Annotated in this window: 20 protein-coding genes and 1 riboswitch; of the genes, 7 read left to right on the top strand and 13 right to left on the bottom strand. The window is 69.0% G+C overall.

Features of this window, described 5'->3' with window-relative positions; all coding sequences use genetic code 11:
- On the top strand, positions 1–189 hold the full coding sequence (locus tag C8258_RS07890; protein WP_030513263.1) for a hypothetical protein: 189 nt from the start codon (positions 1–3) through the stop codon (positions 187–189).
- A 156-nt stretch (positions 190–345) separates the two neighbouring features.
- Here C8258_RS07890 and C8258_RS07895 read toward each other — a convergent pair whose 3' ends face one another.
- Together C8258_RS07895 and C8258_RS07900 are read right to left on the bottom strand one after the other, a co-directional pair.
- Positions 346–987 carry a resuscitation-promoting factor Rpf1 domain-containing protein gene (locus C8258_RS07895; RefSeq protein ID WP_036497926.1) on the bottom strand — a complete coding sequence of 214 codons (642 nt, stop codon included), beginning with the start codon at positions 985–987 and terminating at the stop codon, positions 346–348.
- A gap of 9 nt (positions 988–996) precedes the next feature.
- Positions 997–1,207: riboswitch (cyclic di-AMP (ydaO/yuaA leader) on the bottom strand.
- Positions 1,208–1,470: 263 nt separating this feature from the next.
- A complete protein-coding gene (locus C8258_RS07900) occupies positions 1,471–1,704 on the bottom strand; it encodes a hypothetical protein (RefSeq protein ID WP_106954565.1) in 234 nt (77 codons plus the stop codon).
- 206 nt (positions 1,705–1,910) lie between these two features.
- Between C8258_RS07900 and C8258_RS07905 the strand changes: the two genes are divergently transcribed.
- Positions 1,911–2,339 (top strand): cold-shock protein, encoded by a 429-nt coding sequence (locus C8258_RS07905; protein ID WP_174372251.1) that lies wholly within the window; start codon positions 1,911–1,913, stop codon positions 2,337–2,339.
- Positions 2,340–2,373: 34 nt separating this feature from the next.
- Here the strand turns inward: C8258_RS07905 and C8258_RS07910 are convergent, their stop codons facing one another.
- The 3 genes from C8258_RS07910 to C8258_RS07920 all read right to left on the bottom strand — a co-directional run bounded on the left by C8258_RS07910 (position 2,374) and on the right by C8258_RS07920 (position 5,534).
- Positions 2,374–2,913: a DUF2771 domain-containing protein gene (locus C8258_RS07910; RefSeq protein ID WP_106954566.1), complete on the bottom strand. Its 540-nt coding sequence runs from the start codon at positions 2,911–2,913 to the stop codon at positions 2,374–2,376.
- Positions 2,910–4,664: an MFS transporter gene (locus tag C8258_RS07915; protein WP_233224933.1), complete on the bottom strand. Its 1,755-nt coding sequence runs from the start codon at positions 4,662–4,664 to the stop codon at positions 2,910–2,912. The genes C8258_RS07910 and C8258_RS07915 overlap by 4 nt, the downstream gene beginning before the upstream one ends.
- Positions 4,665–4,754: 90 nt before the next feature.
- Entirely contained in the window at positions 4,755–5,534 is a 780-nt protein-coding gene (locus C8258_RS07920) for a glutaminyl-peptide cyclotransferase (RefSeq protein ID WP_106954567.1), read from the bottom strand.
- A gap of 17 nt (positions 5,535–5,551) precedes the next feature.
- On the opposite strand from C8258_RS07920, the gene C8258_RS33615 reads away from it, so the two are divergent.
- Entirely contained in the window at positions 5,552–6,880 is a 1,329-nt protein-coding gene (locus C8258_RS33615; protein WP_369974723.1) for a DUF3027 domain-containing protein, read from the top strand.
- A gap of 68 nt (positions 6,881–6,948) precedes the next feature.
- The gene (locus C8258_RS07930; RefSeq protein WP_106954635.1) at positions 6,949–9,747 is read left to right on the top strand and encodes a sacsin N-terminal ATP-binding-like domain-containing protein; all 2,799 of its coding nucleotides are present in this window, start codon (positions 6,949–6,951) and stop codon (positions 9,745–9,747) included.
- Positions 9,748–9,759: 12 nt separating this feature from the next.
- Here C8258_RS07930 and C8258_RS07935 read toward each other — a convergent pair whose 3' ends face one another.
- On the bottom strand, positions 9,760–10,374 hold the full coding sequence (locus tag C8258_RS07935) for a TetR/AcrR family transcriptional regulator (protein ID WP_228816590.1): 615 nt from the start codon (positions 10,372–10,374) through the stop codon (positions 9,760–9,762).
- Between the two features lie 99 nt (positions 10,375–10,473).
- Positions 10,474–10,710 (bottom strand): DUF2530 domain-containing protein, encoded by a 237-nt coding sequence (locus C8258_RS07940; protein ID WP_036497965.1) that lies wholly within the window; start codon positions 10,708–10,710, stop codon positions 10,474–10,476.
- A 36-nt stretch (positions 10,711–10,746) separates the two neighbouring features.
- Here C8258_RS07940 and C8258_RS07945 point away from each other — a divergent pair, with 36 nt between their 5' ends.
- A complete protein-coding gene (locus C8258_RS07945) occupies positions 10,747–11,211 on the top strand; it encodes a MarR family winged helix-turn-helix transcriptional regulator (RefSeq protein WP_051024228.1) in 465 nt (154 codons plus the stop codon).
- 28 nt (positions 11,212–11,239) lie between these two features.
- Here C8258_RS07945 and C8258_RS07950 read toward each other — a convergent pair whose 3' ends face one another.
- The 5 genes from C8258_RS07950 to pdxH form a co-directional block, all read right to left on the bottom strand.
- A complete protein-coding gene (locus C8258_RS07950) occupies positions 11,240–11,629 on the bottom strand; it encodes a YccF domain-containing protein (RefSeq protein ID WP_198163982.1) in 390 nt (129 codons plus the stop codon).
- Between the two features lie 217 nt (positions 11,630–11,846).
- The gene (locus C8258_RS07955; RefSeq protein ID WP_106954636.1) at positions 11,847–13,049 is read right to left on the bottom strand and encodes a GNAT family N-acetyltransferase; all 1,203 of its coding nucleotides are present in this window, start codon (positions 13,047–13,049) and stop codon (positions 11,847–11,849) included.
- A gap of 402 nt (positions 13,050–13,451) precedes the next feature.
- Entirely contained in the window at positions 13,452–14,807 is a 1,356-nt protein-coding gene (locus tag C8258_RS07960) for a citrate synthase (RefSeq protein WP_084507460.1), read from the bottom strand.
- 182 nt (positions 14,808–14,989) lie between these two features.
- The gene (locus C8258_RS07965) at positions 14,990–16,282 is read right to left on the bottom strand and encodes an MFS transporter (protein WP_233224948.1); all 1,293 of its coding nucleotides are present in this window, start codon (positions 16,280–16,282) and stop codon (positions 14,990–14,992) included.
- Positions 16,283–16,396: 114 nt separating this feature from the next.
- A complete protein-coding gene (pdxH, locus tag C8258_RS07970; protein ID WP_106954570.1) occupies positions 16,397–17,170 on the bottom strand; it encodes a pyridoxamine 5'-phosphate oxidase in 774 nt (257 codons plus the stop codon).
- Positions 17,171–17,343: 173 nt separating this feature from the next.
- Between pdxH and C8258_RS07975 the strand changes: the two genes are divergently transcribed.
- Both C8258_RS07975 and C8258_RS07980 read left to right on the top strand, forming a co-directional pair.
- Positions 17,344–18,486, top strand: a complete 1,143-nt coding sequence (locus C8258_RS07975; RefSeq protein ID WP_036497980.1) for a citrate synthase 2 — start codon at positions 17,344–17,346, stop codon at positions 18,484–18,486.
- A gap of 80 nt (positions 18,487–18,566) precedes the next feature.
- On the top strand, positions 18,567–19,457 hold the full coding sequence (locus tag C8258_RS07980) for a polysaccharide deacetylase family protein (RefSeq protein WP_233224934.1): 891 nt from the start codon (positions 18,567–18,569) through the stop codon (positions 19,455–19,457).
- Between the two features lie 17 nt (positions 19,458–19,474).
- Here the strand turns inward: C8258_RS07980 and C8258_RS07985 are convergent, their stop codons facing one another.
- Positions 19,475–20,290, bottom strand: coding sequence for a hypothetical protein (locus tag C8258_RS07985; RefSeq protein WP_233224935.1), 816 nt, complete (start codon positions 20,288–20,290; stop codon positions 19,475–19,477).
- Between the last annotated feature and the right edge of the window lie 28 nt (positions 20,291–20,318).

Below are 20,318 nucleotides of genomic sequence, written 5' to 3' on the forward strand. Positions count from 1 at the left end.
GTGGTGAACAAATCGAAGAAACCCTACGTCGACAACGGCTGGCCCCAGGTGGACCACGGTGACCACGCGGTCACCGAATTGTCGTCGACCCGTTCCGGTGGCCTGTCGCCCTACGGCGAGGACACCGAGTTTCCGGTGCCGGCTGACACCCTGCCCTACGTGCATCCGCACACGGTGGTCAACCGCTGACGCGAACACGAAGAAGGCCCGCGTTCCGGTAGGAGTGCGGGCCTTCTTCGTATCCGGGGTCGCATCGGGAACGTGGAGTTCGCCGCCTCGGTACGCAGAGACGGCCCGCATCTCGCGATGCGGGCCGTCTCTGCAGGGGGAAACTATGTGAGTGGTCTAGTTGGGCAGCAGGCCCTTGTTCGCCTCGTAGAAGTTCACGATCGACGGATCCAGCTTGGCGCCACTGGCTTTGAAGGCGTTGTACGCGTCGAGCGCCGGCTGCGGCAACTGCACGCCCTGCGCCTGTGCGACGGTGACGGCCTTGTCGACGGCCGAGAACACCTGCTGGTTGCCGTCGGCCGGGGCCTGGGTCGAGGCCTCGCTCTCGGGGGCAACCGGCTGCCAGCGCGGAGTCTGGGCGGGAGAGGCGGGCAGGTCGCGCTGAGTCGCGCTGCCGTGCAGGCCGAGGCTGGAGGAGCAGGAAGGCCACGCGCCCCAACCCTGGGTCGCGAGCACCTTCTCGGCGACCGCGATCTGCTGGTCGCGGCTGGCCTGGTTGGCCGAGGGAGCGTACTGCGTGCCGCCGTGAGCGGCCCACGTCGACTGCGAGAACTGCAAACCGCCCTGGTAGCCGTTGCCGGTGTTGATGCCCCAGTTACCACCGGATTCACACTGTGCGAGGCGGTCCCACTCCGAATCGGGAGCCGCGGCGGCGTGTCCAGCGAGAGCCACACCCGCGCCACCCATGATCGCGGTGGAAACAGCGACCTTGGCGACGGTGCGACCGGTGTTGGTCTGCTTGCGATGGCGTCCACTCATGTCGGGTCGTCTTCCTCTCGTACGCGCCTGCGAGGTGAGCTGTCGGGTTCGGACTGAGAGGCCGTCCGGTCCCGGCTCGCCGGGACTTCACCCCAAGGGAGCGGTCGTTGCCGGCCGTTCCCGCTTTCCTGCGGAGGCTTCGAAACCCGGTTGAGCTCCGAAAACCTCTGTGGGAACGTGGGTTCCCCGCCCTCGCCCCTGCTTCCGTCGGGGTCCGTACCCGCGGGGCGAGGCTCGGTGCGGCGGGCCGGTGGTGCCGGGATGTCCCGGCTGCGATAGACGGTACGACGATCCGGCGGAAAAATCACTATTTGGTAACCGGCGTGTATGACCGGTCGTACTGTGCCGCAAGACCTTCCGAATCCGCGTCTGTGCAGGTGAGTGCGGCGTGTCACCTTCGAGTGCGGGTCGTGACCGTGGCGTTACCGCGTCGTTATGTGACGAAGGTCACACGTGTAATTGCCCGGCGTGTTGGGGATACGGTCAGCGCGCGCGTCGGCCCGACCAGAGCGCGAACGCGATCGCGAGCAGCAGGCCGAGCGGAGTCGCCGCCATCGCCACCAGATACAGCCACAGCGGCGGGTCCCCGTCGGTCAGGATCGGCGTGAGGAAAATGGCGACGATCGCGAGCAGGCCGACCGCGAACAGGCCCACGGCCACCCGCAACAGCACGTCACTGGAGCCCCGGGGTGCGCGGGGCGAGGAGGAGTCCGGCATGGGTGCACGGTAAAACGGATGTGCTTGCCTTATCCCCACCGGGGTAGACTCGAACCAATCGCGTCCTGCATAGCTGTGTGGGGCGCGTTCTTTTCGCACAGAGATAGGTTCCGGCGTTCTGCCGGGACCTACGTCCGTGTCCGGGGTCGTTCGCCGTCCCGCGGGATTCGGACGGACCGGACAACGATGACGAACGGGTGAGCGCAGTGCCGACCGGCAAGGTGAAGTGGTACGACGTCGACAAGGGCTTCGGCTTCCTTTCCCAGGATGAGGGCGAGGACGTCTATGTTCGGTCGTCCGCCTTGCCCAAGGGTGTCGACGCGCTCAAGCCCGGCCAGCGCGTGGAGTTCGGGATGGCCGCCGGTCGCCGCGGCCCGCAGGCGCTGAGCCTGAAGCTGCTGGACCCGCTGCCCTCGGTGCGCAACGCGCAGGGCCGCAACGACCGCGTCCGCAAGGAAGCTCCGGCCCATCCGCGCAAGGCGCCCGACGACCTGCACGGCATGATCGAGGACATGATCACCTTGCTGGAGGCGACGGTGCAGCCGGAGCTCCGCAAGGGCAAGTACCCCGATCGCAAGACCGCGCAGCGCATCGCCGAAGTGGTGCGCGGGGTGGCTCGCGAACTCGATCACTGAGTTCGCGAGCATCGCATTCGCGAGGGGACCGCGCTCACGCGGCCTTGATCGACCACGCCTGATACGGCGAGAAGGCCTCGTTGCCGGCCTCGTCGCGCACGAGCAGCAGCAACTGCACCTCGACGCCGATCAGGCGCAGGTTCGGTTCGGGATGGCTGTCCACCGTCACGGCCAGGGTGCCCTGCGGGTAGTCCCGGTACGACGCCAGGTGCTGCACCGTCTTACCCGGATTGTCGATCTGCTGGTACTCCAGCACCATGACCCAGGGCGCGTCGGCGATGTGCCGGGGTAGCGACAGCTGCACCGGGTAGCCCAGCGGCGGATTCAGTTCCGCGGTGATCTCGGTGCGCTTGCAGTCGGGAGTGACGCGGCCGTGCGGATCCGGTTCGCCGATCGTGCAGTACAGATAGGGCGGAACCGTGACGGTTCTGCCGTGCGCGTAGGCGGTGACCGTGGGATCGGCCTCGTGCGCGTTGTGCACCGCCACCGCCACGATGCCGGCGACGGCCGCGGCGACGACCAGAACTGCCGCCAGGGCCAGCGCGAGGATCGTGCGGGTGCTGGGCTTGGTCACTGTGGCTGTTTTCCTGTCGCTAGGGGGACTTCCTGTTTGACGTGCTGCGGACGGTTACCGCCCAATCCGGGGAGCAGCGAATGCCCACGGTAGCTCACGAAGGTTTGCGCCAAACCGAGCGCCAGGACCGCCGTGACCACCGCGAAACCCTCCCAGTACACGGTCGGCAGCAGTACGCCGCCGGCCCCGCCGACCACCCAGGACAGCTGCAGCACCGTTTCCGAGCGCCCGAATCCGGAGGCGATCGATTCCGGCGGCAGATCGTCCTGGATCGAGGCGTCCAGCGAGACCTTGGCCAGTGCGCTGGCACAGGCGGCCACCAGCGCGGCGACCGCTGCGCCGATCAGATTGTCGAGCAGCATCGCGACGACGGCGACCGCGGTGCACGCCGCGGTGCACTCCACCACGATCAGCGACGGCCGGCCCAGTTTCAGCCGGGCGCCGGTCGCGTTGCCGGCGAAGTTGCCGATCGCCGCGGCCGCGCCGACCAGTCCGAGCATCGCGGCCTGCTGCACCGGGCGGTGTTCGGTCGATTTCGCGACGAAGGCCACGTAGAAGGTGAGAAAGCCGGTCAGCACCCGGATCGCGCTGTTGCCCCACAGTCCGGTGACCACCGACCGGCCCAGCGGCTGCCGGCGCCGGCTCGGTTTCACCGTCGATTTCTCGCCGCGGTCCAGCACTTCGGTGCCGCCGTCGCGGCTGTGGTAGCCCAGGGTCGCCGGCACCTCGCCCTCGGTGACCTCGACCCAGGACGGAATGCGCAGGCTCAGATAGGCCCCGGCCGCCGCGATCAGCGCCGCGAACACCAGGGCGCCGACGGACCCGGCCACCGCGGCGACCGCTCCGGCCACCGCGCCCGCACCGAGCGTCCCGCCGACCAGGCCGAATACGGTGAGCCGGGAATTGGTGCGGACCAGATCGATCCCGGGCGGCAGCACCCGTGGCGTCACCGCGCTCTTGAGGACCGCGAACGATTTGCTCGAGATCATCATGCACAGCGCCAGCGGGTACAGCGCCCAGCTGTCGAAATTGAAGATCAGCAGGATCGCGAAGACCACCCGGATCGCGAACGAGGCCGACAGCGCGAGTCTGCGCCCGCGTTGCAGCCGGTCCAGCAGCGGGCCGATCAGCGGCGCGATCACCGCGAACGGCGCGATCGTGATCAGCAGATACAGCGCCACCTTGGTCTTGGATTCGGCGGTGGCACTGGCGAAGAACAGCGTATTGGCCAGCGCCACCGCGATCGCGGCGTCGAGGGCGAAATTGGCCATCGTCGCGTAAACGAGTGCGGTGAGCCCGGATTCGCCCGCGCCGTCGGCCCGCGCCGCGCGCTGGAAGGTGTGAAAACCCTTCTCGGTGAGGTTCCTGGTGCGCATCGCCATCACCCGCGTCACCGTCATCTTGCGAGGGACACGTTGGCGTTCGGCGATTTTCGCGTCCTTGGGCCGGGGGCGCTCGGCCGCGCTCGGGGTCTCGGAGGTCGGCGCCTCGGACGCCTCGCCGGCACGGTCGTCGCTGTGCGAGCCGCGCGGGGGGAGCGCTCGCGGCGGTTCGCCCGACGCCATGCGCCGGGTCACGAATTCGGGCACGTCCGGTTCACCGTTGCGGCGCGGGAGCGGAGGCAGCGGTGCGGACGACGGGGCGTTCGGCGGCGGGTACCGGTCGTAGCCGGGATGCCGCCGGGTAGCGGGATACTCCTCGCCGTCCCACGGACCGGGTTCGGTGCCGGAGGGTTCGCGGGAGGCAGTCACGATTCGATTCTCTCGCACTCGGCCGACGCGTGGACATCGGCCGGGCTGTGATCCGATGCGTGTCGGCCGCCGTCGGGGCGACCGACGCGCTCACATCGGGACGAATCGGACCTCGAACATGGTGGGCCAGTACTTTCCGGTGATCAGGAATCGGTCGGTGCCGGGGATCTGGGCGATGCCGTTGAGGACGTCGGCTCCCGTGCGCTCGGTGGGGCGCAGCAGGCCGCCGGCCTCGATCTCGGCCAGTACCGCGCCGCTGACGGGATCGATGTGCAGGATCTGATCGGTCGGCCACACGTTGGCGTAGATCGAACCGTCTGCGGCGCAATCGAGTTCGTTGAGCCGGGCGTCGTGATGGCTGGTGAGCCGGATCGTGCCGGTCGTCGCGAAGGTGGCGGGGTCGCGGAAGGTGAGGGTGTCGCTGCCGTTGCTCATCACCACGCGGTCGCCCCGGGTGCACAGGCCCCAGCCTTCGCCGTCGTAGTGGACGCGGCGGCGTTCGGCGAGTGTGCGCGGATCGCGGGCGAAGGCGGTCTCGTCCTTCCAGGTGAGCTGCCAGACAGTGGCCCCGGCACGGGTGACGCCCTCGCCGAAGTAGTCGCCGGAGAGTGTGGCGGCGGCGATCGGCGCGCCGGTGGCGAGGTCGGTGGCCCGCACTCCGGAGTCGCCTTCCATCCCGGTGCTCTCGTAGAGAACCGGGCCGTCGACCTCGAGTCCCTCGGTGAATGCGGCCCGGTCGTGCGGCCGGGTGGCGACCACCTCGACCCGCAGGCGCGGGGTGTTGTCGTCGCGCTCACAGGCCGTGGCGGACAGCATTGTGGCCGCCGCGATCAGCACTGCTGCGGCCGCCGCACGGCGTTGGCATTTCATACGGCAAAATGTAGGGCGTGAGCGCAGTGTCTGTTTCGGAGTCCGGCGTGCGACCGATCCTGGCGGAGGCGGTCGGCCTGGCTCGCCGTGCGCTCCTGGAGTTGCAGCCCACGGGTGTGGGCGAACATCTGGGCGTCACCGGCGAGAACGAGTGTGCGGCCACCCATCACTTCGCCGCGACCCTGCCGGGGTACCGCGGCTGGCAGTGGGAGGTCGTGGTCGCGGCCGCGCCCGATGCCGAGTACGCGACGGTCAGCGAGTCCGCCCTGCTGCCCGGGCCCGACGCTCTGGTGGCGCCGGACTTCGTGCCCTGGGATCAGCGCATCCGCCCCGGCGATCTGGCCCCCGGCGATCTGCTCGCCCCGCGCGTCGACGATCCGCGCCTGGTGCCCGGATATCTGGAGACCGGCGACCCGGTGGTCGACGAGGTCTGTGAGGAGATCGGTCTCGGCCGCCGCCAGGTCCTCAGCCGCGAGGGCCGCGTGGAGGCCGCCGAGCGCTGGTACTCCGAATTCGGTCCCGACACCGAGATGGCGCGTTCGGCCCCCGGCACGTGCGGAGTCTGCGGCTTCTTCGTGCCCCTCGCCGGCGCCCTGCGCGCCGCCTTCGGCGTCTGCGCCAACGCGATGGGCGCCGACGGCCGGGTGGTCCACGTCGAATACGGCTGCGGCGCCCACTCCGACACCGAAATGCCCACCGGAGCCGGCTCCCCGCTCTACGAGGCCTACGACGATGCGGCGATCGAGGTCGTCCCGGCGGAGGAATTGACCGCGCGGGACGGATCCGCGGAGGCCGAACGGTCCGCCGCCACCGAGGGATCGGATGCGGAGGACGCCGCCGGTTCGGCAGCAGCGATTGCCGTCGACACCGGAGAACCTTCGAGCGCCGATCCGGAGACGGAAAAAGGTGCACCCGCGGGCCCCGACACGCCCGCAGCGTCGACCGCGGCTGTGGCACCCGTCGGCGAAGGTGCTGCCGAGGCCGAATCGCCGTCGACCACCGTGGACGACGTCTCCGCGACCAGTGGCAGCGCAACCGCCGAAGCATCGCCTGCCGATGTGGACGCCCAGCAGGCGCGCACACCCGGTACCGCCCCGACAGCTCCTGCGGCCGAAGAACTTTCGAGCGGAGCCGACGCGACAGCTGTACGCGAGCCGTCCGATTCGGCTGCTGCATCGCCCGAAATCGCCTCGAACTCCTCGGCTTCGGTCGTCGGGGCGCAGGAATCCGGTACCGCGGCAGCCGGTGGCGATGCCGGGGCCGAACCGGTTCGCTACAGCGATGCCTGGGCGGTGTCCGCGGTGCGGGTGCAGCCGGGTGAGTCCGGGGCGGCGGAGGAGAACTGACGAGCGCGAGCGGGGGAGCCGTAAGGGTGACAGAGGATCCGTTCGGCACCGCGGACTTGCGTGCGGGAGTGCTCACCGCATGGCGGAATTCGCCTACTCGCCTGCGCGAGGACGCCGCCACCGAGGCGGATCTGGTCCGGGCCGGATATCGCGATCGGTTGCTCACCGAGCTGGCGCAGAACGCCGCCGACGCCGCGGTCAAGGCGGGGGTCTCCGGCCGGGTCTCGGTGTGGTTGCGGGGCCGGGCTCTGCATATCGCCAATACCGGTGCGCCGCTGGATCTTTCCGGCGTGCACGCACTGACGGCGTTGCGCGCGTCGGGCAAGACGGGCACGGCGGTCGGCCGGTTCGGTGTCGGGTTCACGGCGGTGCTCTCCGCCGGTGACGAGGTGGAATTTCGTTCCACCACAGGGTCTTTGCGATTCTCCCGGGCACAGACTCTGACCGAACTGCGCGACAGCGGCATCGACCTCCCCGTCGGCGCGGACGGCCCCGCCGTCCCGGTGCTGCGCTTGGCCTGGTCGGTGGCGGTCGCCCCGGAGCCCGGTTTCGACAGTGAGATCGTGGTCTGGCTGCGCGAGGACGTCGACGCCGCGGACCTGCTGGCGACCATGCGGGCCGAGGCGGTGGATCTGCTGCTGGAACTGCCGGGGCTGCACACGATCCGGATCGGGGACGACGAATCCTGGCGCGCGGTCGAGGATCTCGGCAACGGCCTGCAGCGGGTCTGCGTCACCGCACCCTCCGGCGTGGACTTCCGGTGGTGGCAGTACACCACCGAGCGGGCGCGCTGGCTGCTCCCGGTACGTGACGGCCGGGCCGTGGCGGCGTCCGCCGATGTGCTGCGCGCACCGACCCGCACCGACGAGGAATTGTCCCTGCCCGCCCTGGTGATCGCCGATATCGCCCTGCAACCGGATCGGCGCCGACTGATGCCCGGCGCCCGGGTGGCCGAATTGGCCGAGGGCTACGCGGATTTCGCCCGTGCCCTGCCGCCGGGGGATCGGCTGGTACTCGTTCCGGCGCCCGGCTTCGCGCGCAGCGAGGCCGACGGCCTGTTGCGTGAGGCATTGGTGAAGCAGCTGCGCGAAAATCCGTGGTTGCCGGTACTGGCCCCGGCTGCCGGTGCGAGCGACGACCCGGCCGATGGCGGGTTCGCGCTGCCCGATTTCGGCGGCGCTGCGAGTACGTCCGGAGACGACACGGCGGCCCCGGTGCGGACCGATGCGGCGCCGTCGCGTGCGAGTGTATTTCCGGGCGTCACCACCGAACTCGCCGATCTGCTGGCGACTCTGCTGGGGCCGCTGGTGGTTCCGGAGTTGTCGGGCCGCGCCACCGCCGAACTGCTGGGCGTGCTGGACGTCCACCGCATCGGCCTGGCCCGCGTCGCCGAACTGACCGGAAGTGTGCAGCGCCCGCCGCAATGGTGGTATTCGCTCTACGACGCGCTGGAACCGTTCGTCACCGATCCGCTCGCCGCCGAGGAGTTGGGGGCGCTGGCCGTTCCGCTCTCCGACGGCCGCCTGGTCACCGGCCCACGCACGGTGGTGCTCGACGATCAGCTCGAGGACGCCGTGGCGGTGCCGTGGGCGCGGCTGGCCCACCCGGAGGCCGCGCACGAGCTGCTCGGCCGCCTCGGCGCACAACAGGCCGGTGTGGAGGATCTGCTGACCGATACCGCGCTGCGCGCCGAACTGGATTACCGCCCCGACGACGAGGATCTGCGCGAGGCCGTGCTCGGTCTCGCCGCCCACCTGCCGGCCGGCATCACGTTGCCGACGTGGCTCGGCGTGCTCGAATTGCCCGACAGCGCCGGTGAATTGCGCCCGGCCGACGAACTGCTGCTCCCGGGGGCCCCGCTGGCCGAGGTGCTGGTCGGCGATTCCCCGTTCGGCACCCTCGACCCGGAGGTCGCGCAACACCATCCGGCCGCGGCGTTGCGTGCGATCGGCGTCGGCTGGGGGTTCACCGTCGTCACCGAAACCGATCCCACCGGTCCCGACCACGACCTCGACGACGAGGACCGCTGGTGGCAGGGTTTGCCGGAAGATCCGCCGGAGTTCGCGGCGGTGCGGGATCTGGATCTGGTCGCCGACGACGCGTGGCCGCAGGCGCTGCGGCTGCTGTTGTCCGAACCGGCCACCCGGGGCCTGCTCGCCGACCGCGACGGCTACACCGCGTGGTGGTTGCGCCGGCACGCACGGGTCGACGGCCGTCCGCTCGGCGTGTACCGGGCCGGATCGGATCCGGTGTTCGCCGATCTGCTGCCGGAGCTGCCGGGTTTCTCCACGGCCGATCTGGCGGCGCTCGACGCGGTGCTCGCCGACCCGGCGAACATCACCGCGGACCTGGCCGTGGCCCTGCTCGAGGCACTGGCCGATCCGGCGAAAAGGCCCACCCCGGAAGCGGTTTCGCAGACCCACCGCCGACTCGCCGCCGCTGTGGCGCAGCTGGATCTCGACGAGATCGGCGTGCCGGAGCGGGTGCGTGCATTGTCGGGAGCGGTGATCGATCCCGATCGGGCGCTGGTCCTGGACCGGCCATGGCTCGGCTTGGCGTTGCCGCCGGATCGCCTGGTCGCCGGCGATGTCGAGCATGCGGGCGAGCTGGCGACGCTGCTCGATGTGGCCGCTGCCTCGGAGGCTGTCCACGCCGAGGTGCTCGGCGCCGGAAAACGCACGACCTGGGCGGACGAGCCGCTGGGCGTGCTGTTGCGACTGCAGTTCGGATTGCCGGCACCGGCCGGTGAGCTGGTGCTGCACGATCGGCTGGAGGTCCGGCTCACCGGCGCCTACGAGGCGACGGTGGCCGTGCCGTGGTGGCGATCGGGCGACACCACCCACGTGCGGCGGCAGCCGAGTTCGTGATACGCGACGCGGCTATTTCGCGTAGGTGGTGATCATTTCCGCCAGCACGTCGAGCTGGGTGCGCACGGCCGCGCTGTCGTCGTCGACGAGCCAGCGCAAAACGATTCCGTCGATGACATTCAGGGTGAATCGGCTCAACGTCTGAACCGGAATTCGCCATTCGGTTCCGGTGGCCACGCGACCGTGCTCGAGGACGTCGGCGACGGTGGCGTCGTTGAACAGATACTGCTCGCGCGCGATCGCGAGTTTCGCTGGGGTCTGCTCACTTTCGCGCAAAGCGTAGGTGGTGGTTTCGTAGGTGAGCAGTTGTCGTTGCGGTGTGGATTCGATGTTCAGCCAGAGCAGTTCCAGGCTGGCGCGCACCAGATTTTGAAGGGATTCTTTTCCACTTCCGACTTCCTGCCAGACCGTTTCATTGGTCTCGACGGAATCGCGCAATTCCATCGACAATGCTTTGACCAGCTCGGTCATCAGCGCATCTTTGTTTTCGAAACAGTAATGCACCACACCGAGCGATACCCCGGCCGCCTGCGCGACATCGCGTGTAGTTACCCCGGCGACGCCCTTTTTCTCCGCGAGGCCGATGGCGGCCTCGATGAGGTGGGCTCGTCGTTCTTCGACGCTCAATCGGGAGGACACGGAAGCGAGTTAAGCCGCCAGGACGCGATGAGTCAATTCGCACACTGTAAAGTCGGCGCGCTCGGGCGTGGCGCGTGTCGGCCGGTGTCACAGCCCTTTCTGCGCGCCTTTGTCACCTCTGCGGGCGCCGCGGCGCTGAATGACGAAAATGCTGTAGCCGAGCAGTCCCACGCCGAGCCCCATCAGACAGATCGGCCGCGCGTCGGCCCAGCTGTCGTTGCACCAGACCACGATCGTGGCCACCAGCCACACCAGCGAGCCGACGGCCAGCACGGGACGTGGATCGGTCAGCCGCGGCGGGATCTCGGGCACCTCAGGGGTCACGAAGTCAACGATAGCGGCGGGAACGGCGAACCACATATGTGGTGTCACGTATCGTTTGCCTCTGTGACAACGCCTTCCGATATCCGCGCGCTCGCCGGTGAACTGTCCCTGGCGGTCGTGCGGCTGACGCGCCATCTGCGCGGCCGTCGCGCCGACGCGCAGATTTCGCTCACTCAACTGTCGGCTCTGGCGACCCTGGCCAGGGACGGGGCGATGACTCCCGGTGTGCTCGCCGCCAAGGAGCGGGTGCAGCCTCCGTCGATGACGCGAGTGATCGCCTCGCTCTCGGAACTGCAGCTGGTCAAGCGCGATCCGCATCCCACCGACGGCCGTCAGGTCATCGTGTCGCTGTCGGACGCCGGCAAGGCGCTGATCCAGGACGAGAACAACGCTCGTGAGGCCTGGATGTTCGATCAGCTGTCCGGTCTGACCCCCGATCAGCTGCGGGTGCTCGATGACGCGGTCTCGATCATGAAGCAGCTGGTCGCCGACTCGGAGTAGGGCCCACCCGGCGTCCAGGTGTGGGCGCTCAGGCCACGAAAGCGTGGTCGCTGGAGACGATTTCACGCCCCAGCGGCATCAGCGAGACCGGAATGAGTTTCAGGTTCGCCCAGCCGAACGGAATCCCGATGATCGAGACGAACAGCGGAATGCTGGTGACCAGGTGCCCGATCGCCAGCCAGAATCCCGCGAGGATCACCCAGATGATGTTGCCGATCAGCGAGGGAGCCCCCGCTCCGGGCTTGGCCACCACCTCCCGGCCGAACGGCCACAGCACATAGGCGCCGATCCGGAACGACGCGATCCCGAACGGGATGGTGATGATCAGGATGCAGCAAACGATTCCGGCCAGGAAATAGCCCACCGCCAGCCAGAACCCGGCGAAAATCAACCAGAGCACATTCAGTACGAACCGGATGAGGGTCACCTCCCCAGCATGCCAGGGCGGTGCCGTACTCACCAGAGACGACGGAACTTCCCCTCGAGCGTGCCCTGCTGCCCGTCACCGGCGCGAGCGGTCCACCGATGCGTGACTGGCGGTTCCGGCCGTCGAGGAATCGGGCGGTGTCGAAGGTCGCGACGGCCGCCCCGGATCGATGCCGTCGAGTTGTCGGCCCACAGTGGTGGACGACAGCTCAGAAGAACCAGCCGAGGACCGGTTCGCGTTCGGCCCGGAAAGCGCGGTCCACATCCGCGATGATCCGGGAGTTCTTCGCCCACAATCGGTTCGCGGCGGCGAAGGTGCGGGCGGAGAACGCGCCTAGGTAGAGGCTGCCCAGCACGTCGATGCCGAGCTCGAGGTCGGGGGTGCGGGTGGTGGGTTCGCATTCGGCTCGCCCGTCGCGCACGCGCAGGGCGAAGGTACCTCCGGCGTGCCGGAACGGATCGTCCACGGCGACAACGACATCCAGATCCGTCTCGTAGTCGCGCGCGGACAGGGCGGCGGGGACGTCCATCGGCCGGGCCCACAGCCCGTCGTGACGGCTGACGGTGCGGACCAGGCGGGAGTCGGTGAGCAGGTGGGGCAGCGGGTCGTCGTCACCGATGGTGGCGGTGACGGTGTCCACCAGGTCCAGACCGAGCAGGGCACGCCACAGGGCGGCATGCGCCTCGGTGGTGACCGCGCGCAGTTCCACCACCTCGGCGGTGAGCTTGCGGGGCTCGGGGTTGTCATAGCGGTAGAGCGCGTACCCGTCGGGATGGGTGAGGGCGTACAGGGCGGCCTGGCCCCCGCTGCCGACCAACTGGATCAACCACGCCGAATGCGGGCGGGCCTGGGCGCCCGGGACCAGTCGCCGCCAGCGGTCGTAGATGCCGGGCGCCACGGCGATCGCGTCGTCGAGCGAGCTCAGTGTCACGCCGCCGGGATCCGGCGCGGTGGGCCGGAACTCGGCGAACCGCCGGTCGATGGTGACGCGGTTCTCCACCACACACGGCCCGTATCCGAACCGTCCGTAGATGGTGGCCCGGCTGGCGGTGAAGATTGTCAGCGGCAGCCCCGCGGCTTCGATGCGCTCGTGCAGTTCGGTGTACATCGCGCGCAGAATCCCGCGCCGGCGATGGGTCGGCGCCACCGCGACACCGGCCACGCCGCAGACCTCGACGGGATGCGGACCGGGCACCGTGAGCGTCATCGTGGTGTCCCGGGTGTGTCCGACGATCCGGTCGCCGTCCACGGCCACGAGCGCACGGTCGATCGGGAACAGTTTCAACCGCTGCGCGGTGACGACCGGGTCCTCGCGGGGCGAAGCGCCGAAAGCGTTCGACAACAGCAAGCCGATACCGGGAATGTCCTCCTCGGTCGCGGGCCTGAGCGTGACCTCCGATGCGATCGCCATACCTCGACCATCGCACGCCGCCCCGATCCGGCGCACCAGGATTTTCATGAGGCCATGCATGGAGACAAAGAAGACCTCTCCGAGACGGTGCACCTCGATGGGTTTCGGCCCAGGGGGCCGAAACCCCGCCGAAGCGAAGCGGAGGCCAAAAATACAGATCCGGGCCTGCCGTCCCCTCCGAGGCAGGCCCGGATCCGGCGCCCGGCGTCATTTCCGGGCTGCGACAACGATGGTGCCGGGCAGCGCCGGCGAGCCGCTTAACGTGCGCTTGCAATCGTGAGCGAATCCGCTTGCGGCGCAGCGCCCACCGATACGGGCCAGCGAAAAGCCGTGCGCGACAACCACCCTCGACATGCACGAAGCCCGCCTTCCGCATGGAAGGCGGGCTTCGGGTCGGCTGATTCAGCGACCGGCGATATCGCCGTAGTCGCGCGCACCGTAGCCGGTGTAGATCTGGCGCGGGCGGCCGATCTTCAAAGGCTCGCTGTGCATTTCGCGCCAGTGCGCGATCCAGCCGGGGAGCCGGCCCATCGCGAACAGCACGGTGAACATGCGGGTCGGGAAGCCCATGGCCCGGTAGATGACGCCGGTGTAGAAGTCGACGTTCGGGTACAGGCGGCGATCGACGAAGTAGCTGTCGGTCAGGGCGGCCTCTTCCAGCGCCTTGGCGATGTCCAGCAGCGGGTCCTGCACGCCCAGCTTGCCGAGGATCTGGTCGGCGGTCTTCTTGACGATCGTCGCGCGCGGGTCGTAGTTGCGGTAGACGCGGTGCCCGAAGCCCATGAGCTTCACGCCGTCTTCCTTGTTCTTGACCTTGCGGATGAAGTCCTTGACCGCGGCGTCGACGGTGCCGCCGTTGATATTTGCCTTGATGCCGTCCAGCATCTCCAGCACGGCCTGGTTGGCGCCGCCGTGCAGGGGACCCCACAGCGCGTTGATGCCGCCGGATACCGAGGTGAACAGGTTGGCGTCCGAGGAGCCGACCAGGCGCACGGTCGAGGTGGAGCAGTTCTGCTCGTGGTCGGCGTGCAGGATGAGCAGCATGTCCAGCGCGGCGGCGACCTCGGGGTCGACCTCGTAGGGTTCGGCCGGGAAGCCGAAGGTCATGCGCAGGAAGTTCTCCACCAGGCTCAGCGAGTTGTCCGGGTAGAGGAACGGCTGGCCGACCGACTTCTTGTAGGAGTAGGCCGCGATGGTGGGCAGCTTGGCCAGCAGGCGGATGGTGGACAGCTCGACCTGCTCGGGATCGCGCGGGTCCAGCGAGTCCTGGTAGTAGGCCGAGAGCGCGTTGACCGCCGAGGACAGCACCGGCATCGGGTGCGCGTTGCGCGGGAAGCCGTCGAAGAAGCGCTTGAGGTCCTCGTGCAGCAGCGTGTGGCGGCGGATCCGGTCGGTGAAGTCTTCCAGCTGTGCCTGGGTCGGCAGCTCACCGTAGATGAGCAGGTAGCTGACCTCGATGAAGTTCGAGCTCGCGGCCAGCTGCTCGATCGGGTAGCCGCGGTAGCGCAGGATGCCGGCCTCACCGTCGATGTAGGTGATCGCCGACTTGGTGGGTGCGGTGTTGGTGAAGCCCGGGTCGTAGGTGACGTACCCGGTGCTGGCCAGCAGCTTGCCCAGATCGATTCCGTCGTTGCCTTCGACGGCCTGGGCGACAGTCATGGCGTATTCGCCGCCAGGGTAGGAAAGTACCGGCTTGGCGTCGCCTGCGCCGTCGGCGTCCGAAGGCGTTTGCGCGACTTTGATGTTCTCAGCGGGCACGGAAGGATCCCTCTCAGGCTAGAACCGTAGGCGTCGGGCGCGGTCGGCGTCCGGCGCACTTACCTCAACGCTAGCCGCTCACCGGTAGCGCCGATCCGTGAGGGTCGTCATCTGCTACCTCACGGTCACATGTGTGCGATGTGAGCTCGCGGGCCCGATCGTGCTAATGGCCCGCGCGGTACTCACGAGTGCTGATCGGCCGGAATCTCGGCGTGGACGCGGGGAACGCGGTAGCGGACGAAGGCGGGGAAGACGGCCGCGGCGATCAGCACGCCGATCACCACCAGGACCCCACCACCGGCCGCCGCCACGGCAGTACCCATGGCGGCCGCGGTGAAACCGTGGGCAACATCACCGATCCGGGGCCCACCTGCGACGACCACGGTGAACACACCCTGCAGCCGCCCGCGCATCTCGTCGGTCGCCACCTCCTGCAACATGCTGGTCCGCAGCGCCGCGGAGAACATGTCGACTGCACCGCCGAAGGCCAAGCAGGCCAGGGCGATCCACAGTCCGACCCCGACGCTCAGCTGATGGCCGGTGGCGCCGACGGCGAGTCCGAAGCCGATCATCGCCACACCCCACAGCGCGATGCACACGACCACGGCCATGCCCTGGCGCCGCACGTGTCCGAGCCATCCGGAGAACACCCCACCGGCGACCGCACCCGCCGACATCGCGGCGAAGAGCAGGCCCAATGCCACACCGCCGGTCACCGGATCGCCGAAGGTGTCGTGCGCCATCTGCGGGAACAGCGCCCGCGGCATGCCGAACACCATCGCGATGATGTCGACGGCGAAGGAGGCCAGCAGGATGGGTTGGGTGGACAGATAGCTGAAACCCTCGACGACCGTGCTCAATCCGGCCTTGCGGGCCACCCCGGTCGGCGGGACGGCGGGCAGCCGCCACACCGCCCACAGTGTGGCCAGCAGGGCGATGGAGTCGAGCAGATACAACATCGACAGTCCGGTCACCGGAATCAGCGCGCCCGCGAGGACGGGCCCGGCGATGGCGCCGAACTGCATCACGGTCATGTTCAGCGAGTTGGCGGCCGGGAGCAGATCACCCGGCAGCAGGCGCGGAATGATGGCCGCGCGGGTCGGCTGATTCATCGCGAAGAACGCCTGCTGCACCGCGAAGAGTCCGAGCACCAGCCAGACGTTGTTCACCCCGGCCGCCGCCTGCAGCCAGAACGCCACCGAGGTCAGCCCGGTGCCGGTGCTGGTGATCAGCAGCAGGGTGCGCCGGTCCATGACATCGGCGACCGCGCCGCCCCACAGGCCGAAGACGATCAGCGGCACCAGGCCGAAGATCCCGGCCAGGCCGACATATCCGGAGCTGCCGGTGATTTGGTAGATCTGCTGCGGAACCGCGACCACCGAGAGCTGGGCTCCGATGACGGTGACGATATTGGTGACCCACAGCCGCCGGAAATCGATGTCGCGCAGCGGTGTGACATCGGCGAGCACCTTCACCACGGCCGGGCTTTCACCATGGCGCGGTGTCTTCGAGAAATCATCCCATGAATATAGCCGGTGCCAGCCGATTCGCGACTCGGGCATATCGCCCGTCGCGGCGGGGATTCCGGGTCAGGGTTGCAGGCGCTCGATGCGGGCGGAGCCGATCGCGGCCGGTCCGTCCGGCAGCGTGATCCGGATGCGGTTGTGCAGCCGGCTGCGCCGGCCCTGCCAGAACTCGATCTGCTCCGGACGCAGGATGTAGCCGCCCCAATTGGCCGGGACCGGAATCTGTTCCACGCCGTCGAAACGGGCCGTGACGTCGGCCAATGCCCGGTCCAGATCCTCCCGCGAGGCGACCGTGCGCGATTGGTGCGAGGCCCACGCGCCCAGTTGCGAATTGCGCGGGCGTGAGCGCCAGTACGCCGTGGTGACCTCCGTGGCGACCTGGTCCACCGGGCCTCGCAGCGTCACCTGCCGGCCCACCTTGGGCCAGGCGAAGGTGGCCGACGCATACGGCACCGCGTGGAGTTGATCACCCTTCGCGGAGTCGTAATTCGTGTAGAAAGTCACACCCTCCGCGGACACTCCCTTGCACAGGACCGTGCGTGAGGCGGGGCGCGGGCCGGCGTCGGTGAGCTCGACGGTGGCCAGCACCATGGCGTTGGGTTCGGTGATACCGGCGTTGGTGGCGAGCTCGATCCAGTTGCGCAGCAACGGTTCCCAGCCGTCGGCTGGCCAGCTCTCGGTCAGGTCCGGATCACCGCCGTATTCGGCCCGCATCGCGGCGATGTCGACATCGATGCGGGGTACGGCCCCGAAGCGGTCCGGCAAAGTCGATGAATTCGCGGTCGGAAGACCCGATTCGCCCCCCGCTGAGCCCGGTGAATTCTGCTCCTCGCGCATGGTCCAAACGTTACTCCCCAGTACTGGGGGGATAAGGTTGCAGGTGATCGGCCGGAGTGGCATACGGCCGCACCCGGCCGAGCCGGGAAAGTACCGCCCCGGCCGAGCCGGGACAGCACCATCGCGTGGCCGCCCACAGATCGTGCGGCCCGATTTGCAAGGAGAGTCACAACATGACTACCAGCGCTGCGGCTCCTACTGGTCCGGCCGTACCCCCCGATTTCGTCAGTGGCCTGGAAGGTGTGGTGGCGTTCACCACCGATATCGCCGAGCCCGACAAGGACGGCGGCGCGCTGCGCTACCGCGGTGTCGACATCGAGGATCTGGTCGGTAACCACGTCACCTTCGGTGACGTCTGGGCGCTGCTGGTCGACGGCCGCTTCGGGCAGGGACTGCCGCCCGCCGAGCCGTTCCCGCTGCCCGTGCACACCGGTGACGTGCGCGTCGACGTACAGGCCGGTCTGGCGATGCTCGCCCCGATCTGGGGCTACCAGCCGCTGCTGGACATCGATGACGCCACCGCCCGCGAGAACCTCGCGCGCGCGTCGGTGATGGCTCTGTCCTATGTCGCGCAGTCCGCCCGCGGCATCTACCAGCCGGCCGTGCCGCAGAAGGACATCGACGAGGCGAGCACGATCACCGAACGCTTCATGCGGCGGTGGAAGGGCGACCCGGATCCGCGCCACGTCGAGGCCATCGACGCCTACTGGGTGTCGGCCGCCGAACACGGTATGAACGCGTCCACGTTCACCGCGCGCGTGATCGCCTCGACCGGCGCCGATGTGGCCGCCAGCCTCTCCGGCGCGATCGGCGCCATGTCCGGCCCGCTGCACGGCGGTGCGCCCGCGCGCGTGCTGCCGATGATCGAAGAGGTCGAAAAGACCGGCGACGCACGCGGTCTGGTGAAGGGCATCCTCGATCGCAAGGAGAAGCTGATGGGCTTCGGCCACCGGGTCTACCGGGCCGAGGACCCGCGCGCCCGGGTGCTGCGCGCCACCGCGAAGCGGCTGGACGCCCCGCGCTACGAGGTTGCCGCCGCGCTCGAGCAGGCCGCGCTGGCCGAACTGCGCGAACGTCGCCCCGACCGCGCCATCGAGACCAACGTCGAGTTCTGGGCGGCCGTGATCCTGGACTTCGCCGAGGTGCCGGCGCACATGATGCCGGCCATGTTCACCTGTGGCCGCACCGCGGGCTGGTGTGCGCACATCCTCGAGCAGAAGCAGCTGGGCAAGCTGGTGCGCCCCGCCGCGATCTACACCGGACCGGCGCCGCGCACCGCGGAATCGGTACCGGGTTGGGACACCATCGTCCGGTAGCTCCGGGCCTGCCACCGATCGAGCGCCTTCGCAGTTTCTGCGGAGGCGCTCGTCGCTTCTCTGCCGTAGCATCTGCTCGCGTGGGTGGTGCAGAACTGTCGCGACGTCGGCTTCTGGCAGCGGGCGCGGCGGTAGCCGCGGGTTTCGCCGCAGCGGGATGCGCTACGGCCGAAGGGAATTCGTCGGTCAAGACGATCATCTCCACGGCGCCGCCCGCGCCGGTGCACCCCTCGGTTCCGTCGGCGGCGAGTCCGGTGTCGGCGGCGCTGTCCGCACAGCCCGATCCGGTGGCCGTGGCCGCGCGCTATGCCGGACGGCAGCCCACCGGATGGGGGATGGACCTGCCCGGCATCATCACCTCGATCCCGGCGCAGGGTAAGCAGATGGCGTTGACGTTCGACGCCTGCGGCGGACCGGACAACGACGAGATCAACACCGAGCTGATGAATTACCTCGTCGCCCATAACATTCCGGCGACGCTGTTTCTCAACAAGCGCTGGATCGACGCCGACCCGCGCCGGGCCGAGCAGCTGGCCGCCAATCCGTTGTTCGAACTCGCCAACCACGGCACCCGGCACTGTCCGCTCTCGGTCACCGGCCACACCGCCTACGGCATCGCCGGCACCGCGTCCCCCCAGCAGGCGATCGACGAGGTGTGGGGCAATCACGAGCGGCTCACCCGGCTGCTCGGGCATCCGCCGCGGTTCTTCCGCGCGGGCACCGCGCATTACGACGATGTGGCGGTCGCCATCGTGCGGGATCTGGGGGAGACACCGGTCGGCTTCAGCATCAACGGTGACGCCGGCGCGACCTTCTCGGCCGCGCAGGTTCGCACCGCCATGTCGGCGGCGCAGCCCGGCGCGATCTCGATCGCCCATATGCACCGCCCGAAATCCGGTACCGCCGAGGGAATGTCGGTGGTGCTGCCGGTCTTGCGTTCGCGCGGTTTCGAATTCGTCAAACTGCCCTGAGTCGCACGTCGGGCGCCTCAGAGTTCGGCCGAGGCCTCCCAGTCCACGGCCACCGACTCGCCGCGGTCCACGGCGAAGAACGCGACCTCGAGATGCCGGCCCAGATCGACCAGTTCGATCGCCGGTAGCGGCACCGGCTGCACGATCCGAACTCGCCACGGCTGCGGTTCGTCCCAGGCGCGCAGTTCCAGATCCAGCCGCAGCACCGGATCGTCGCGGCCCGAATAGTCGGCGGCGATCGGCGTGGCGGCCAGCACGGTCGCGTCGGCGCGGCGGCCCGCGGACAGGATCTTCGAAATGCTGACCCGCGTCGCCTCCGTGACGCCGGGCACGTACAGCACCAGCCGCTCCCGATCACCCGGATCGACGCGGCAGCCGACCACATCACCGGGTTGCATGGACTCCCGGTCGGCGTCGCTCACTCGTTGCCGCACCCGGGTCTCGTACGGCGGTGCGCCGTCGAGCTGGATCCGGACCCAGAAGCGATGGCCGGCATCGATCCGGCCCGCGGCCTCCGTCCGTTTCCGCGCGCCGTCGACGGGGAGGGCCGCGAAGGTGGAGGTCCGGCAGGGCCGGACCCCGAGAATCGTGGCCTTCCCGGGCAGGCCGCGCAACAGTAGTTCGTGGCGCGCTCCATCGGAGAGCATGCCCGTACGCAGCATGATTCCGGCTCTCTCGAGCCGCTTGACCAGGCGCGCGCGCAGGCCGGGCCCACCGCTACCGGACCGGGTCGATCCGTCCGCCTCATCCTGGGGAACCGCGGTGGGCCCCGATGCCGCGGATGCGGCGGAGATGCCCGTGGAGTCCGGTCGCTCCCGCCCTGTCATGCTCATTGCCCAACGGTAACGGGCGGCCGTGCGC

The organism is Nocardia sp. MDA0666 (assembly GCF_003023875.1).
GTDB lineage: Bacteria > Actinomycetota > Actinomycetes > Mycobacteriales > Mycobacteriaceae > Nocardia > Nocardia aobensis.